General features: G+C 60.9%; 17 protein-coding genes. 7 read left to right on the forward strand and 10 right to left on the reverse strand.

What is annotated here, in order from left to right; genetic code table 11:
• Positions 1-10: 10 nt before the first annotated feature.
• Genes NO932_RS09940 through NO932_RS09965 form a run of 6 tightly spaced genes read right to left on the reverse strand, consistent with a single transcriptional unit; the run spans position 11 to position 4,574 of the window.
• Positions 11-1,045 carry an ABC transporter permease gene (locus NO932_RS09940; RefSeq protein ID WP_309161136.1) on the reverse strand — a complete coding sequence of 345 codons (1,035 nt, stop codon included), beginning with the start codon at positions 1,043-1,045 and terminating at the stop codon, positions 11-13.
• Positions 1,042-1,806, reverse strand: coding sequence for an ATP-binding cassette domain-containing protein (locus tag NO932_RS09945; protein WP_309161135.1), 765 nt, complete (start codon positions 1,804-1,806; stop codon positions 1,042-1,044). The genes NO932_RS09940 and NO932_RS09945 overlap by 4 nt, the downstream gene beginning before the upstream one ends.
• Positions 1,803-2,102, reverse strand: coding sequence for a hypothetical protein (locus NO932_RS09950; protein ID WP_309161134.1), 300 nt, complete (start codon positions 2,100-2,102; stop codon positions 1,803-1,805). The genes NO932_RS09945 and NO932_RS09950 overlap by 4 nt, the downstream gene beginning before the upstream one ends.
• A gap of 2 nt (positions 2,103-2,104) precedes the next feature.
• Positions 2,105-2,839, reverse strand: a complete 735-nt coding sequence (locus tag NO932_RS09955; protein ID WP_309207238.1) for a hypothetical protein — start codon at positions 2,837-2,839, stop codon at positions 2,105-2,107.
• Entirely contained in the window at positions 2,836-3,681 is an 846-nt protein-coding gene (locus NO932_RS09960) for a BtpA/SgcQ family protein (RefSeq protein ID WP_309207239.1), read from the reverse strand. Before NO932_RS09960 ends, NO932_RS09955 begins: the two co-directional genes overlap by 4 nt.
• Positions 3,678-4,574, reverse strand: a complete 897-nt coding sequence (locus NO932_RS09965) for a carbohydrate kinase family protein (protein WP_309207240.1) — start codon at positions 4,572-4,574, stop codon at positions 3,678-3,680. The genes NO932_RS09960 and NO932_RS09965 overlap by 4 nt, the downstream gene beginning before the upstream one ends.
• Positions 4,575-4,777: 203 nt before the next feature.
• Between NO932_RS09965 and NO932_RS09970 the strand changes: the two genes are divergently transcribed.
• Positions 4,778-5,521: a GntR family transcriptional regulator gene (locus NO932_RS09970; RefSeq protein ID WP_309161130.1), complete on the forward strand. Its 744-nt coding sequence runs from the start codon at positions 4,778-4,780 to the stop codon at positions 5,519-5,521.
• 579 nt (positions 5,522-6,100) lie between these two features.
• Here NO932_RS09970 and NO932_RS09975 read toward each other — a convergent pair.
• Entirely contained in the window at positions 6,101-6,232 is a 132-nt protein-coding gene (locus NO932_RS09975; RefSeq protein ID WP_309207241.1) for a carboxymuconolactone decarboxylase family protein, read from the reverse strand.
• Between the two features lie 125 nt (positions 6,233-6,357).
• On the opposite strand from NO932_RS09975, the gene NO932_RS09980 reads away from it, so the two are divergent.
• Complete coding sequence (locus tag NO932_RS09980; protein ID WP_309207242.1) at positions 6,358-7,110, forward strand: GntR family transcriptional regulator; 753 nt, start codon at positions 6,358-6,360, stop codon at positions 7,108-7,110.
• Between the two features lie 112 nt (positions 7,111-7,222).
• On the opposite strand, the gene NO932_RS09985 is transcribed toward NO932_RS09980, so the two are convergent.
• Together NO932_RS09985 and NO932_RS09990 are read right to left on the reverse strand one after the other, a co-directional pair.
• Positions 7,223-8,494, reverse strand: a complete 1,272-nt coding sequence (locus NO932_RS09985; RefSeq protein ID WP_309207243.1) for an allantoate amidohydrolase — start codon at positions 8,492-8,494, stop codon at positions 7,223-7,225.
• Between the two features lie 49 nt (positions 8,495-8,543).
• Complete coding sequence (locus NO932_RS09990) at positions 8,544-8,927, reverse strand: Rid family hydrolase (protein ID WP_309207244.1); 384 nt, start codon at positions 8,925-8,927, stop codon at positions 8,544-8,546.
• Positions 8,928-9,164: 237 nt separating this feature from the next.
• Between NO932_RS09990 and NO932_RS09995 the strand changes: the two genes are divergently transcribed.
• The 5 genes from NO932_RS09995 to NO932_RS10015 are packed head-to-tail and all read left to right on the forward strand — an operon-like array spanning position 9,165 to position 13,033.
• Complete coding sequence (locus tag NO932_RS09995) at positions 9,165-9,950, forward strand: transporter substrate-binding domain-containing protein (RefSeq protein ID WP_309207245.1); 786 nt, start codon at positions 9,165-9,167, stop codon at positions 9,948-9,950.
• A gap of 57 nt (positions 9,951-10,007) precedes the next feature.
• Complete coding sequence (locus NO932_RS10000; protein WP_309207246.1) at positions 10,008-10,682, forward strand: amino acid ABC transporter permease; 675 nt, start codon at positions 10,008-10,010, stop codon at positions 10,680-10,682.
• Positions 10,669-11,334, forward strand: coding sequence for an amino acid ABC transporter permease (locus NO932_RS10005; RefSeq protein ID WP_375142729.1), 666 nt, complete (start codon positions 10,669-10,671; stop codon positions 11,332-11,334). The genes NO932_RS10000 and NO932_RS10005 overlap by 14 nt, the downstream gene beginning before the upstream one ends.
• Entirely contained in the window at positions 11,312-12,046 is a 735-nt protein-coding gene (locus NO932_RS10010) for an amino acid ABC transporter ATP-binding protein (RefSeq protein WP_309207247.1), read from the forward strand. The genes NO932_RS10005 and NO932_RS10010 overlap by 23 nt, the downstream gene beginning before the upstream one ends.
• 27 nt (positions 12,047-12,073) lie before the next feature.
• The gene (locus NO932_RS10015) at positions 12,074-13,033 is read left to right on the forward strand and encodes an arginase family protein (RefSeq protein WP_309207248.1); all 960 of its coding nucleotides are present in this window, start codon (positions 12,074-12,076) and stop codon (positions 13,031-13,033) included.
• Positions 13,034-13,073: 40 nt separating this feature from the next.
• Here the strand turns inward: NO932_RS10015 and NO932_RS10020 are convergent, their stop codons facing one another.
• Entirely contained in the window at positions 13,074-14,435 is a 1,362-nt protein-coding gene (locus tag NO932_RS10020; protein ID WP_309207249.1) for a M24 family metallopeptidase, read from the reverse strand.
• Positions 14,436-14,442 lie beyond the last annotated feature (7 nt).

Raw genomic sequence — 14,442 nt, forward strand, 5'->3', positions numbered from 1 at the left:
CCGCTTCCGGCTAACCCCGCTTGCGCAGCCGTCGCTTGAGTTGATCGATCCAGACGGCGAGGATCAGGACGGCACCCATGGCTACGGTCTGCCAGAACGGCGGAATGCCAAGGATGACGAACCCGTTGAGCAGGATGATGGGAATGAAGACCCCTACTACGGTTCCGAACACGCTGCCCCGGCCGCCGAACAGGCTGGTGCCGCCCAGAACCACCGCCGAGATGGTGGCGAGGTTGTCCATGGTGTGGCCGTTGATGGTGGTGGTTGAAAAGCGTGCATTGGACATGACGGCGGCGATGCCGGCCATCAGCCCAGAAATAGCATAGACCTCGATCAGCCGGCGCGTGGTGGGAATGCCGTTGCGGCGGCTGGCCTCCGCGTTCGAGCCCACCGCGAAGACGTGCATGCCGAAGCGAGTGAGGTGCAGGACGATCCCCGCCACGATCACCACCGCTGCCGCGATCAAAACCAGCATGGGGATGCCCAGCAGCCGGCCTGAGCCGATCTGGGTGACGAGCAACTCGGGCATGGCGCGGACGTCGACCCCGCCCGAAAGGATCTGCGCGCCGCCCAAAGCCATCCCCATGCTGCCCAGCGTCACGATGAGCGGCGGAATCTTGGCAATGGCGACGAGGACGCCGTTGAGTGCCCCCCAAGCGGCCCCGACGGCAAGAGCAGCAAGCGTGCCGATGGCGATGACGTCCCAGCCCGCGTCCGTGGTCCCGTAGGTGGTGCCGTCGGCGCCCGAAAGCATGAGCATCAGCTTGGCCGACACCACCGAGGAAAACACCAGCACCGACCCTACCGAGAGGTCGATCCCCGAAGTCATGATCACATAGGTCTGCCCCACCGCAAGTACGAGCAGGATGGCCGCGTTGATCGCCAGTTGTTGGACGTTGTAGGCCGAACCGAACTGGGCCGGACGCAGGATGAGGAAGAAGGCGACAAGCCCCAGCAGCAAAAGGAAGATCCAGCCATTGGTGACCAGGCGCAGGAAGCGCTCCTCGGCGGTTTCGGTCTTGGTGATGGCAATATCGTTGCTCACGCGCTTTGCTCCCTGAGTTTGCCGCTCGTCATCTCGCGGACGAGGTCGTCCACCGTGGCGTCAGCTGCCTTGAGATCGGCCACCGTCTGGCCCAGCCGCAGCACCTGGATGCGGTCGGCGACTTCGAGCACTTGCGGCATGTTGTGGCTGATCAGCACCACCGAGGTGCCCTCGTCACGGATGCGGCGGCACAGCTCCAGGACGCGCTGGGTCTGTACCACGCCGAGCGCGGCGGTTGGCTCGTCGAGGATGACGAGCTTGCGTGCCCACATGGCCGCCCGGGCGATGGCCACGGACTGACGCTGGCCGCCGGAGAGCGAATCGATCGAGACGCGATGGGATTTGAGCTGCACACCCAGTCGTGCGAACTGCTCGACCGACCGCCGTTGCATCTCTCCCCGGTCGAGGAAGCCGAACCGACTCCAAAAGCCTTTCCGCAGCACTTCGCGGCCCAGAAAGAGATTGTCAGACGGCGTCAGGTCAGCAGCCAGCGCCAGATCCTGGTAGACGGTCGCGATCCCGGCCGCCTGAGCGTCCGTGGGCGAGGAAAAGCTCTCCGGTCGACCCTCGACAAAAATCGTGCCTTCGTTGGGCCGATCGGCCCCGGCGAGTATCTTGACCAGCGTCGACTTGCCCGCGCCGTTGTCTCCGATCAGCGCCACGATCTCTCCGGACATCACCTTGAAATCGGCACCATCGAGCGCCCGGACATGACCGAAGGTTCTCCTGATGCCCCGGGCGTCGAGTAGCGGCGCGGTCATGAGCCCGCTTCCAGGCCGATATTGTTGGAAAAGGCGAAAAACTGGTTGTAGCGCGCCGCGCAGAGCTCTGACCAGTATTCGAAGATGGCGCCTGTCTCCGGGAAGCGCCAGATCTCAACTTCCTGGAAATCGTGCTGGCCGCGAATGTGGAAACGGCCCTGGAAGGCGGCGCCCTTGTCTTGAGCGGAGGCACGCACTATCTCCCAATTCCTTTCGAGCGCCTCTTTTTGCTCTTGGTCGAGCCCGTACCAATGGGGCCGTGGGCGACAATAGTGGATCCAGATGGAATCGGTCATTTTCAGAACTGCCTCGGAGCAATCAGGGTTTCGATCGGCGCGATGCGGCCAACGATGTGGCGTGACGTTGTGAACTTGAAATCGGCCACCGCCTCATGGCCGCGAATGGCGGCGTCGGCGGTATCGGGGCCATCGATCTCCCAGGCGCCCAGATGATGCCAACCATGCGACCAATCCATGCGGTGGCGGCCGGCGATGTTGACGCCCAAGGCCAAGTCACCCTTGAAGGCGATATCGCATTCGAGATCGTATTCAGTGCGCGCGGCTTCCGATGCCTCGCACCATTGGTCGTTCCATTCCCAAAGGGCCAGAAACGCCCAGTCGTGATCGGTCAAGCTGCCCTTGCCCATGACGGGGGCAAACTCCTTGATCCCGATAAGCCATTCGGTGCGGAATATTCTGGCCCAGCCCGCCTTCTCCAGCCTGATGGTGCCCCGGAGCGCTGCCTCAGGATCGGGGGCTTCGAAGACACCGGCCACGTCGTGGCCATGGGCAAAGCCGGTCGCAAGAGCGCACGGGGCGTTGGGGGCCTCGGAATCGAAGACCTTCCGCAAGGTAAGTGTCCAGCCCTCATCGGCGAGTCGGTCGAGTTCGGAGAGGATGGTATCCCGCTCAGCAGGTCCATAGGCTCCTGGGAGATCGTCGTGCCGCGTACTCATGAACATCACCGAAGCGCGCGACTTGGCGCTGGAAACATCGGCGGTAAAGACGTCGGTATCCCCGGTCAGGCTTGTCATAACCGTTCCTTTTCGACCGCGTTCATCAACTGCTCGACACGGTGAGGATCGACCGGGTTCCACCATTTGGCATCGTGCTTGAGCCACTGACCGACGATCGCCCCATCCGCCGCCGCCATGAGCGCGGGTACCTGTTCGGGGGAAAGCCCCGAGCCCACAATCACCGGCAGGTTAGTGCCAGCGCGCACTTCAGCCACCTCCTCGGGGCGGGTGGGCGAACCGGTGCGGGTGCCCGTGGCGATCAGGACGTCGGCGTCGAACCATTCAGCGTCCGTCGCCTGCTCGGCGATCGAACGGTCGGCGGTGATCGCGTGGGCGCCGAACTTTACGTGAACATCCGCGAAGATCGAGACGTCCTTGGCCCCGATCTGCGCGCGGTAGCGCATGGCAAGGGCAGCAGGGCCGTTGAGGAAACCTTCATTGGCCACGTAGGCATTGACCCACTGATTGACACGCACCCAGCGCGCGCCAACCGCCTTGGCGACGGCCAGGCCCGGAATGGCGCCGTTGGCCACGCAAGTGATGCCAATGGGGGTATCAACCGCGCCGCGGATTTCCTGACACACCGCACTCAGTGCCGCAACGGTCTCGTAGCCGATATCCTCGGGGCGCGAGAAGGGCATGTCGCCGGCGTTCTCGACCATAATGCCATCGATGCCGCCCTGGGATAGAGTGCGAGCATCGGCTAGTGCGGCGGCGATGATCCCCGCCATGCTCTCACCTTCGTAGCGCGGCGCTCCCGGCAAGGCGCGCAGGTGGATTACGCCAATGATCGGCTTCTTGCGTTTGAAATGGACATCCAGCGCGTTGTCTTTCGCCGGCATCACGATGGGCGGAGTCATTGGACCTCTTCTTGATCGTAAAGGGATTGGAGTTCGGTCGCGGTGGGGTAGGCCGTTTGGGCGCCAAACCTGCCGCACGAGATCGTCGCCGCGCGCACCGCGCGTTTCAGGCTGACCGCTGCATCGAGACCGGCCTCAAGGCCGGCCAGAAGCCAACCCGCCAGGCAGTCACCAGCTCCGGTCGTATCGAGAATGGGCAGGCCAGACGGCGGTGGCGCGGAAACAACGTTCCCGGCTGAATGAAATTCGGCCCCAGCCGCGCCGCGCGTCCTGACAATGGCGTGCGCGCCCATGGCGAAAAGCCTTTCAACGGCATTGCCTCCAATGGCCTGGGCGGCACGATCGTTGACGAACAGAATCCGCGCGCCATCGATCATCTTGGCAAGACTATTGATGCCGGACGCGAAGCTCGCCGGCTCCAGATCGATAGACCAAGCGCGGCCGGATGCCCGGGCGCGGTCTATCAGGACTTCGGCCGCAGGCCCAAAACAAGCAGTGTGGACGTGGCGTACCCCGGTAAGATCGGAGGAACCAACGACGTCCGGCGAGGGATAGAGTGAGACGCCGGGATAAAGCAGAAGCCGCTTTTCACCATGCGGCTCGAGAAGGGTAACCACGCGGCACAGCTTGCCGGGACTTTCGGCCGCGAGGAGAGTCAGCTCCTCCTGACACAGCACTTCCCGAACATAGGTGGAAGCATGATCGCTGCCCAACTGCACGAGAAGACGGGCCTGCCCCCCTGCGCGCGCGAAAGCCACCGCCGTATTGGCGACGACACCACCCACGCTCTCCTCGGCCCCGATGCAATGCACCTTTTCGTCTAGGTCGGGCACGTGGGACATCGCAAGGCTCAGATCGAGACTCACATCGCCGACAAAAAGCGTCGCGTTCATCGTTCCCCCTTCCTGGTTCCAACATTTGGTAACAATGTAATGACATTAAGGTCAATCGGAATTTGCCCACATTTTCTAACTTGACCACGCCCTGCTCATTCCCTGTGCATTTTGCCAGAACTTTCATCAGAGAAATGGCCATAACTTGCCCAAACTGACCCGAACGTGTATGCCTGCATTTTGTAATGACATTGTAGGCAAGAATGAGCTGGGAAACGGCATCGCTGGCGCCTGAAGGCGCGCCGAAATGGTTCCAGATCGCTGAAATCCTCAGACGATCGATCGCCAGAGGCGAGTTCTCGCCCGGCGATATCATGCCCACCGAAGCACGCCTCAACGAAACCTTTGGCATCAGCCGCACGACGGCGCGGGCAGCGCTCAACCGGCTGGTCCAAGACGGCCTTCTGATCCGGCGACCAGGTGTGGGGTCCGTGGTCCTTGCCCCTAAAGTCGACCAACCCGTCAGCCAGATCCGTGGCTTTACCGAAGACATGCTCAGCCGGGGTCTCGTCCCGTCCTTTACGGTTCTCGAATGCGGTTGGGAGACCGCGACCGGCGAGGCTGCGCATGCCTTGGGGCTGGCCAGTTCCGACAAACCGTTTAAATCGGTCCGTTTGCTCAAGGCAAACGACCGTCTCATTGGCCATTCGGCTTCGTGGATTCGCCCCGATATCTTTGGCGATATCCCGACGCCAACCAGGGACATTCTGGCCACGGGCTCCCTTTATTCGTGGCTGCGGCACAATATCGGCATTGAGATTTCTGGCGGCGTAGAATTCATCGAGGCGCAAGCCGCTGACCCCACGACAGCCGCCCAACTCGAAATCGAACCCGGCACGGCGGTTCTGGTCATAACCCGCATTGCGAAGGCCACCAGCGGCCTTCCTGTGGAATTCGCTACGGTGATCTACAGATCGGACCGGTACAGGTTCAGGGTCGAGTTATAGCCCTCCCGTACATGCTTCAGAGGGGCTGACAGGCCCGTCAAGATTAGCTAAACACCCCGAAACGATGGACTTTGCGCGTCTGTGATCTAAAGCGAACGTGTCTGCAGCGTTTGGGAGGATCGCGACGGCTTCGATCTCGACTTTGGCCCCATGGGCAGGGCGGCCACCCGGTAGGTCGCTCGAGCCGGGGACGGAGCGGAAAACGCGGCGGCGTAGATTTCATTTGAGCTACTTCATTGCCGGAAGATCGGTCACCCAATGGGCTCAACTATCGCCCTAATATTTTCGAGCACCTGAACATTTGCGCGTCGGCGCGGCGCGCTTGACTGTAGGCCCAATGGCAGCCGGTGCGTGGGGGTTGAAACTTTCATGCTCGATCCTTTGATCAATAGTTTAGTGGGAATGGCCCAACGTGTGCATGGGCCGGTTGGCCCGTATTGCGGAGAGTTTCGATGTGCTCGGGTTGCCGATAGTGATGTGATCGATGGCACTTCACAATAGTCGCGCGACCCCTGGGGCTGCGGGCTCGTGCAGTCCGAACCGGTAGATGCGTTCTATAGTTTCGATGTTGCCGGACAGTTAGATGAAGCGCCGCGCGTGTACCGAGGCGCAGTAAAGACAGCCCTCAATGCACGAAGCGATTAATGCCCCTAGTTCGCGTTCCGCCCTATCGAGACGACCTTCGACATAAAGAGCTTGATGGGGTGACATAAGAATCAGGGTCGCGTGCCAAAGTGCGCACGTAGGACAATCACCTCAAAGCTTGATTGTCACTAACCGGCGCGTTAATCGAAAGTTGTCATGACGTCATGGCGGTTTACAAGTAGGGCAGGATCATGGCCTGGCACGACGCGCGTATCGAAAAAGGTCCGGTGCCGATCTGGTTTCAGATCTCCAACATACTGCGATCCTCTATTTCAGCCGGAGAGTTCAAAGAGGGAGACAAGCTTCCCTCCGAGGGCGACCTCAACCGTGTCTTCGGCGTTAGCCGCACAACCGCCCGCGCTGCACTGAACAAGCTCGAGAACGAAGGACTGATCTTCAGGCAGTCCGGACGCGGATCAATCGTTGTCACTGCCAAGGTCGACCAACCGCTCAATGTTCTTTCCGGTTTTGCTGACGACATGCGTCGTCGCGGCATCGAGCCCGGATATAAGACACTGCTTTTCGGCTTTTCAGAACCCGACGAGGAAGTAGTTCGCGCGCTTGAACTCCATGGAGACCGCCGCGCCTTCAGGACGTGCCGCCTCCTGCTTGCCGACGGGCGCCCGATCGGTGTCACCACCTCCTGGATACCGGCGGCCGTTATGGGTGAAGTTGCACCTCCCGACCTGAATTATCTGAATTCCAATTCGCTGTACCTGTGGCTGGCCGAACAGTGCGGGGTGCTGCTAAGCGGGGGGCGCGAATATATAGAGGCGGCCTGCGCTGACGTCGAAACGGCCGAACTCCTTGAGATGTCCGTCGGCGATCCCACCCTTGTTGCTCGGCGCCTTGTGCGCGATCAGCGCAGCCTGCCAGCCGAATACGCGGTCAACCATTACCGTGCCGACCGCTATCGCTACTGGATAGACCTCGAAATGGGCTGACGCTCGCACCGAGAAAGCTTCGCATATACTGTTCGTCGGCGATGTCAGCAGGCGGAACCGAATCGATTCCGATAGGGTCGAATTGGCTCGGTTGGCAATTTGAGAGCACCCACTACTCCGATCGAAAGTTCGCGATCACGTGGTCGAGCACATCAATTGCCTCAGCTATGTCCTCGTCGCTGGCATGCTCGGCCGGGTTGTGGCTGATGCCTTGGCGGCACCGTACGAACACCATACCAAATGGTGCCAGCTCGCTCATCGCGATCCCGTCGTGTCCCGCCCCGCTCTGTAGCAGGCGGGGCGGGTGTCCATTGGCTTCCAGTGCCGCGCTGATCTGATTCACGATGCCCTGCGCGCATGCCTTGGCGTCCGAGCAGCGGCGCACGACCTCAGATATCATCACCCCGCGACGCGCAGCGATGGCCGTAAACCGTGCAAGGAGCTGTTCAAACGCGGCGGCAAGCGCATCATTGTCCTGATCGCGAACGTCGATCGAAAAGCGCACTTTGCCCGGCACCACATTACCCGCATTGGTGCGGCTCTGCACCAGGCCGACGGTGCCCACGATTCCGGCATCGGTGGCAATCTGCTCCACGGCGAGAATACACTCGGCGGCGGCGGCCATCGCGTCGCGGCGCCCCTGCATGGGCAGGGTACCGGCATGCCCCGCGATACCCTCAACATCGAACTGAGCCCGTATTGAACCGGAGATGGCAGTAACACAGCCTAGGGCTAGCCCTTCGCGCTCAAGGACCGGTCCCTGCTCGATGTGAACTTCTATATAAGCGAGCGGCGGCGCGCCGCGCCGGGACGCCGTCCCGATCCGATCAGGCGGCAGCCCGATCGCCTCAAGCGCGCGGGCTATCGTGATCCCCTCAGAATCCTTGATGTCGAGGTGTTCCGCAAGCACCTGCCCGGAAAGCGCCCGACTTCCCAAATAACTGCCGCCGAAGCGTACCCCCTCTTCGTCCCAGAACCCCACAACCTCCAGCGGGAATGGAAGGCGCAGTCCCGCACCCCTGAGGTTGTCGACCGCCTCAATCCCGATCATCACGCCCAAAGGTCCATCAAATCGACCAGCATCCTGGACAGTATCCAGATGAGACCCGATCATAAGGGCTGGCGCGTCCGGTGTTTCACCTTCGTAGCGCCCAATGATATTACCTACTGCATCGATCTGGACGGTAAGCCCCGCCTCTTCCATCCATGACGCAACGAGCGTGTTTGCAGTAATGTGCTCTGGGGTGAGGAACAATCGCGTGATTCCCCCCGCTTGGCTGCTGATTGCCGCGAGTTCGCGGAGCCGCCGCGACAGCCGCGCAGCGCGGTCGGAAAGAGCCAGCGGCTCACAGAGCGATGTCAATGGCGTGTCCTTTTTTTCCATGGAAAAGCTGCGCGATGGGCCGAGCCGATGTCGACCGATCGAAAGCCAATCAGGGCGCTGGATAGTCGGCCGGCAGCGCTGCAGTGATGATAATTTCCACCTGATCGCCTTCTGGCATGACCGACTGGACGAATGAGCGCACCGGCCCATAACCGTCAGGCATCCATTCGGACCATACCTTGTCAAATGCCGGTTTCTGATCGTGATCGGTCACCACCACTTCGGCCTTGACGATTCGCGTGCGATCGAGCCCAGCCTCCCTAAGGTAGCCGTCAATGACCTCTAGCGCGCCGGCGGCCTGCTCGGGCAGCCCCACGCTTGTATCGCGCGAGGTTGCCACTGCCCACATGAAGCCACCCCCTCCCGGCAAATGATAGAATGCGACTTTGGATTTGGTGGGCATGTCCGCGATCGGCACGCGTCTGATGGTCATCTTAAGCTCCCGTCTCTTTCGTTCGATGGAATCCTAGCGACACTTCGCAAGGCACGATCTGAACCATAAGGGGACAACGATGGAACGTCATTACTTTTCGTCTGGTCACGGGCGAAAAAATGTGCATTCTTAATTTGTGCGCATTATTTTAGCATAATCAAGGGCTCTGCGGGTGCCGGGGCTCCATCAGCATCTCGCCGGCAAGCAGGCCTGGCCAAGGGGAAGCGGAGAACAGAAATGAAGTCCAAATTGATCTGGGTAATTGTGGGTGTAGGCATCGCCTCCATTGCGGTTTCGCAAGCGGCAGCGCGCTCACTGGATGAGATTACTGAATCAGGCGTTATCCGCGTCGCCGTTCCGCAGGATGGCCCTCCCTTCGGGATGACCGACGCCAATCTTGAACTAGTCGGATATGATATCGACATGGCCCGTCTCGTCGCGGAAAGCCTAGGTGTCGATCTGGAAATGACCTCGGTCATCGGCGCCAATCGCGTGCCCTACCTTACGAGTGGCCGCGTCGATATCGTCATCTCCAGTCTGGGTCGTAATCCCGAGCGGGCCGAGGTGATCGACTTCTCCGAGCAGGCTTACGCCCCCTTTTTTAGTGGCGTCTTTGGCCCCGCCGATCTCGAGGTAGATTCGGTCGAAGACCTCGCGGGCATGACGGTTTCGGTGGCGCGCGGGTCCATCGAGGATCTCGAAATCACCGAGATGGCACTCGAAAGCACCGAAATCCGCCGCTTCGAAGATGGAAGTACCACGATGGCTGCTTTTCTTTCCGGGCAGGTTGATGCCGTGGTTACGGCCAATGTGGTTGCGGCGACGGTACTTGAAACCGACCCCGAGCGCCGTCCCGAAACCCTGTTCGTTATCGCCGATTCGCCCTGCTATATCGGCCTTCCCAAAGGCGAGCCTGAACTGCAGGCCAGGATTGATGAGATCATTGTTGCCGCCAAGGCCGATGGCACGCTCAACGCCATGTCCGAACGCTGGTTCTACCAGCCGATACCCGAAAATCTCTAGTGCCGCACCAGCGCCCTGCCCAACCCACGGCGGGGCGCCAGCCTATTGGGGCTAAGGATGAACTACGTATTTGACTATGGGTGGGTGATCCCCTACGCGCCTATGCTGCTGGCGGGGGCGCTCGTCACAATTGGTCTTTCACTGCTGGGCACTCTGGGCGGAATAGCCCTCGGCCTGGGATGCGCCTGGACGCTGAGCTGGGGGCCTGGTCGAGCCCGACCCGTTGTCCATGCCTATGTCGAGGTCATCCGCAATACCCCGTTCCTGATCCAGCTGTTTTTCATCTATTTTGGATTGCCCGAACTGGGCATTCGCGTCTCGGCTTTCACAGCGGCCATCGCCACCACCGTGCTGAACGTCGGCGCTTACTCATGCGAAATCGTCCGCGCCGGCATCCAGGCAACCCCTCGCGGGCAGGTGGAGGCCGGCACCAGCCTAGCGATGTCGCGCACCGAGGTCTTCCGCCACATCATCCTCTTTCCCGCACTTGAGCGGATTTGGCCGGCCCTTTCCTCACAATTCGTTATCGTCATGCTGGGCACCTCGGTCGTTTCTCAGATCGCGGTCGAGGACATCACCTTCGTCGCCAACTTTATCCAGTCGCGAAACTTCCGCTCGTTCGAAACCTTCTTTGTCTCCCTATTCATCTACCTCGCGCTGGCCGCCATCATGCGGGGGTTGCTCGATCTTTTAGGGCGTAGGATTTTCCCGCGGAGGTATGCCCGTGACTGACCTGACCACCTGGGACATCCTGCGCAACTTGGCGCTGTCCACCCGCTGGACCATCCTGCTCTCGCTCATCTCTTTTGTCGGCGGCGGCGTCTTGGCGCTTCTGCTTCTGCCGCTGCGCACCAGTTCGATCAAAGCGCTCAACGTCATAAGCCGCGCCTATGTTGATCTTTTTCAGGGCACGCCGCTTTTGATCCAGCTTTTCGTCCTGTTCTTCGGATTGCCCCTGATCGGGATTGATACGTCGGCTTGGCTGGCCGCCATCCTGGGGCTTTCGCTTTGGACCGCCGCATTCCTCACCGAAATCTGGAAGGGATGCGTACAGTCGGTTCATAAGGGCCAGTGGGAGGCGTCCGCGAGCCTGGGCATGAGCTATCTCGAGCAGATGCGCTACATCATCCTGCCCCAAGCCTTCGTCATCGCCATCCCGCCCACCGTCGGGTTTATGGTCCAGATTATCAAGGCGACGGCCATCACCTCGATCATAGGGTTCATCGAGGTGTCCCGCGCCGGCGGGATGATGGCAAACGTCACCTTCCAGCCCTTTCTCGTCTACGGAATCGTCGCCACAATCTATTTCATCCTGTGTTGGCCACTCTCCCAGGGAAGCCGCAATCTCGAGAGGAAACTCAATGTCGCTCATCGAAATCAATGATGTTCACAAGAGTTTTGGTCCCGTCCAAGTCCTCAAGGGTATCGACATCGCGATCGAACGCGGAGAAGTGCTCGCCATCATCGGCAAAAGCGGTTCAGGCAAGAGCACGCTCTTGCGGTGTATCAATGGGCTCGAGACTATCGACGAGGGGTCCGTCACCATTGGCGGCGAGCACTTGCACGAAACGGCGGCCGACCTGCGCCGCTTGCGGCTCAAGGTTGGGATGATCTTCCAGCAGTTCAACCTGTTTCCTCATCTGACAGCAGGACGCAACGTCATGCTCGCTCAGACCGTAGTCAAGAAAGTTCCCGAGGAGGAGGCCCGCAGGGTCGCCGAGGAAATGCTTGCAAGCGTAGGTCTTTCGGACAAGTTCGATGCCTATCCAGATAAACTCTCGGGCGGCCAGCAGCAGCGCGTCGCCATCGCCCGGTCGCTGGCCATGAAGCCAGTAGCTCTGCTTTGCGATGAGATCACCTCGGCGCTCGACCCCGAGCTGGTCGGTGAGGTGCTCGCGGTGGTGAGAACTTTGGCCGGCAAAGGCATGACCCTCGCCATGGTCACCCACGAAATGCAGTTCGCCCGCGAGGTCTGCGACCGCGTGATCTTTATGCATGAGGGCCGGGTGCACGAGATGGGAACGCCCGACACTGTGTTCGGCAGCCCCCGCACTCCCGAATTGCGTCAGTTCCTGGGCGTCGCCCACGCCGCCTGAACCCTTCCTATGCCATGGACGAACAAAATGACCGCTCTGTCCACGCCGCCTCCTAGGGCGTTCCAGACCTTCCTCGACATGCCCCTGGTCGACCCCACCCAAGAGATCAACGCCGACTTCGTCTTTATTGGCATGCCTTATGGCGATGCCTATTCTTTCGAGGAGATCGTCAACGAACAGAGCCGCGCCCCTGCCGCCGTGCGGCGCGCTTCTCAGCGCCTCACGCAAAGCCTCGATCGTTATGATTTCGACATCGGCGGCACCGTTTTCAATGGCAAGCCCGTTCGTCTGTGCGATGCCGGTGACGTCTTCGGCGACCGGACCGACCTTGCCAGTCACTATACTCGGTTAGAAACATTGGCCCGGCGTGTTCTTTCGGCCGGCGCTTTTCCCATCACCATGGGCGGCGATCACGGCATCCCAATTCCCATTTTTAGGGCTTTGGCCGATCACGGGCCGGTCACCCTTGTCCATGTCGATGCCCATCTCGATTGGCGCGATGCGTTCTGCGAAAAGTTTGAAGGGCTTTCGAGCACCATCCGCCGCGCGTCCGAATTGCCGCATATAGATGGGATTTACCAGCTTGGTATCCGCGGACAGGGCAGCGCCCGACCCGACGAGGTCGCCGCAGCGCTCGACTATGGCGCCCACATCGTCACCATGGCGGAGTGGGAGCGGCTCGGCACACGGGCTCTGCTCGATATCATGCCGATGGGGGGCAATTTCTACATCACAATCGATGCGGACGGGCTGGATCCCGCTGTTATGCCCGCAGTCAGCAACCCCCAGCCCGGCGGCGTCACCTATCGTCAAATTATCGATCTGATCAGGGGCCTGACGCAGAGGGGGCGCCTGCTCGGCATGGACATCGTCGAAATTGCTCCGGCCAAGGATGTCAACGAACTCACCGCGCTTACGGCCGGCCACATCATTCTCAACGCCATTGGCGCAGTCGTACGCTCGCCCTATGGACGCTGGGCACTCTAGCGTGGAGGCGGGCGACAACAAGTATCGCCCGCGCTCTGGCTCAGCTGTTCACGAGCACCCTATCCGCCGCCAGCCACAAGGGGGGCAGATAGAGCGGAAGGTTGGAGAGCGGCAGGATCGATTCCTTGAGCGACACTCCAATTTCATCGCGCATGAAGGCGCGCCGTTTGGCGATGCGCTCCCAGGTCTTTGGATGCTTGGCAGCTAATTCATCCCGCAGTTTCGAATCGGCAAAGGCCACTGCGTCCTCGCAGTTGAGCGCGGTGCCAACCGGGGTTGGCGTGGGAATGACATCGACCTGAAAGACCATCCCTGAGCTGATCGCGTCGGTTGATCCCGGCCGCACCGGTGAATGGCTCCATTCGTCGTAATTGACCAGATGGCCGGGGTTGAGCGCCGATTTAAGCCCGCCCTGGGCCAACCTTTCAGTCACCGCATCGTATAGTGCCCCACCGGTCACGCCGATATCGGCCGTGTCGTACCATTTGACCAGCGCATCGAAATAGCGGCCTGCCACGGCGACGAAATCCTCGTTGTCATCGTCAAGCAGGCCTGCCCGCGAGGAGAGCCCGCCCCAGTATCCAACAGCTGTCGTTACCCCGTCGCCCTTTTCGAGCACGCGCGAGGTGGCGCTGTTGAGGCCATGGATCTGATGGCCGCGGTTGCCTGAAGCAAACATCGAATGCGCGCTCAGCGGCTCGCCCGCATAGGCAAAGTGCGCGGCCGCCTCGATCTCGCGCTGGCCCGGCCGCGCCTGCGTGAGCACCGACCATACCGCTGCCGAGGCACGCGCCGATGCCCATTCGAACGCTGCGATCTGGTCTGCGTCGATAATCGAGCGCAACCCGTCGCGCGGGTTCATCACCATCGCCGTTTCATCGGACAACCCCTCTGCACCACCGACGAGCCGCGCCAGGATCGAGACCATGTAGTGGGGCACGATGAAACCCGCGGTTTCACCCTCCCATTCCTGGCTGCCCAGGTACTTCCAGCCCACGATCCCGACGGTGTCGCCCTCCTTAAGCCCAACGTCGCGCAGCACCCCCTCAAGGCTGGGCTTGCGGCTGCGGTCCTGGCCCATAAGGCTCAGCGTCTGAGCGAGAACCGTTTCGAGCCCGGGCAGCGGGGAAATCGCCGTGAAGCTTTCGGACTCGTTGCCCGTTATCACCACCCGGCGGCCATCAGGACCCAGCAACAGGATAGCTTCCTCAAAGCGCGGGTCGAACCCGGTGAAATGGAGGATGTTGGCGTTGTGCTCGCGGTCGGCGTAGACGAACAGCCATGTCTTGCCGGCGCGCGCATAGGCTGCGTCACACCGAGCGGCGAGGGTTTGAGCCGGGATTTGCGGACGCTCCAGCGGTGTGCCGAAATCGGGAAGGGTGACTGCTTTGAGCTCGCTCATGATTGAC

It is taken from the genome of Pelagibacterium sp. 26DY04, from assembly GCF_031202305.1.
Lineage (GTDB): Bacteria > Pseudomonadota > Alphaproteobacteria > Rhizobiales > Devosiaceae > Pelagibacterium.

What these genes read in the sequence shown, in the direction of transcription:
- NO932_RS10000 (WP_309207246.1), top strand. Translation starts at nt 10,008, where the DNA reads ATGAACTACGTATTTGACTATGGGTGGGTGATCCCCTACGCGCCTATG.
- NO932_RS10010 (WP_309207247.1), top strand. Translation starts at nt 11,312, where the DNA reads ATGTCGCTCATCGAAATCAATGATGTTCACAAGAGTTTTGGTCCCGTC.
- NO932_RS09970 (WP_309161130.1), top strand. Translation starts at nt 4,778, where the DNA reads ATGAGCTGGGAAACGGCATCGCTGGCGCCTGAAGGCGCGCCGAAATGG.
- NO932_RS09950 (WP_309161134.1), bottom strand. Translation starts at nt 2,102, where the DNA reads ATGACCGATTCCATCTGGATCCACTATTGTCGCCCACGGCCCCATTGG.
- NO932_RS09995 (WP_309207245.1), top strand. Translation starts at nt 9,165, where the DNA reads ATGAAGTCCAAATTGATCTGGGTAATTGTGGGTGTAGGCATCGCCTCC.
- NO932_RS09945 (WP_309161135.1), bottom strand. Translation starts at nt 1,806, where the DNA reads ATGACCGCGCCGCTACTCGACGCCCGGGGCATCAGGAGAACCTTCGGT.
- NO932_RS09975 (WP_309207241.1), bottom strand. Translation starts at nt 6,232, where the DNA reads ATGTCACCCCATCAAGCTCTTTATGTCGAAGGTCGTCTCGATAGGGCG.
- NO932_RS09955 (WP_309207238.1), bottom strand. Translation starts at nt 2,839, where the DNA reads ATGACAAGCCTGACCGGGGATACCGACGTCTTTACCGCCGATGTTTCC.
- NO932_RS09990 (WP_309207244.1), bottom strand. Translation starts at nt 8,927, where the DNA reads ATGACCATCAGACGCGTGCCGATCGCGGACATGCCCACCAAATCCAAA.
- NO932_RS10015 (WP_309207248.1), top strand. Translation starts at nt 12,074, where the DNA reads ATGACCGCTCTGTCCACGCCGCCTCCTAGGGCGTTCCAGACCTTCCTC.
- NO932_RS09985 (WP_309207243.1), bottom strand. Translation starts at nt 8,494, where the DNA reads ATGGAAAAAAAGGACACGCCATTGACATCGCTCTGTGAGCCGCTGGCT.
- NO932_RS09980 (WP_309207242.1), top strand. Translation starts at nt 6,358, where the DNA reads ATGGCCTGGCACGACGCGCGTATCGAAAAAGGTCCGGTGCCGATCTGG.
- NO932_RS10005 (WP_375142729.1), top strand. Translation starts at nt 10,669, where the DNA reads ATGCCCGTGACTGACCTGACCACCTGGGACATCCTGCGCAACTTGGCG.
- NO932_RS09965 (WP_309207240.1), bottom strand. Translation starts at nt 4,574, where the DNA reads ATGAACGCGACGCTTTTTGTCGGCGATGTGAGTCTCGATCTGAGCCTT.
- NO932_RS09960 (WP_309207239.1), bottom strand. Translation starts at nt 3,681, where the DNA reads ATGACTCCGCCCATCGTGATGCCGGCGAAAGACAACGCGCTGGATGTC.
- NO932_RS10020 (WP_309207249.1), bottom strand. Translation starts at nt 14,435, where the DNA reads ATGAGCGAGCTCAAAGCAGTCACCCTTCCCGATTTCGGCACACCGCTG.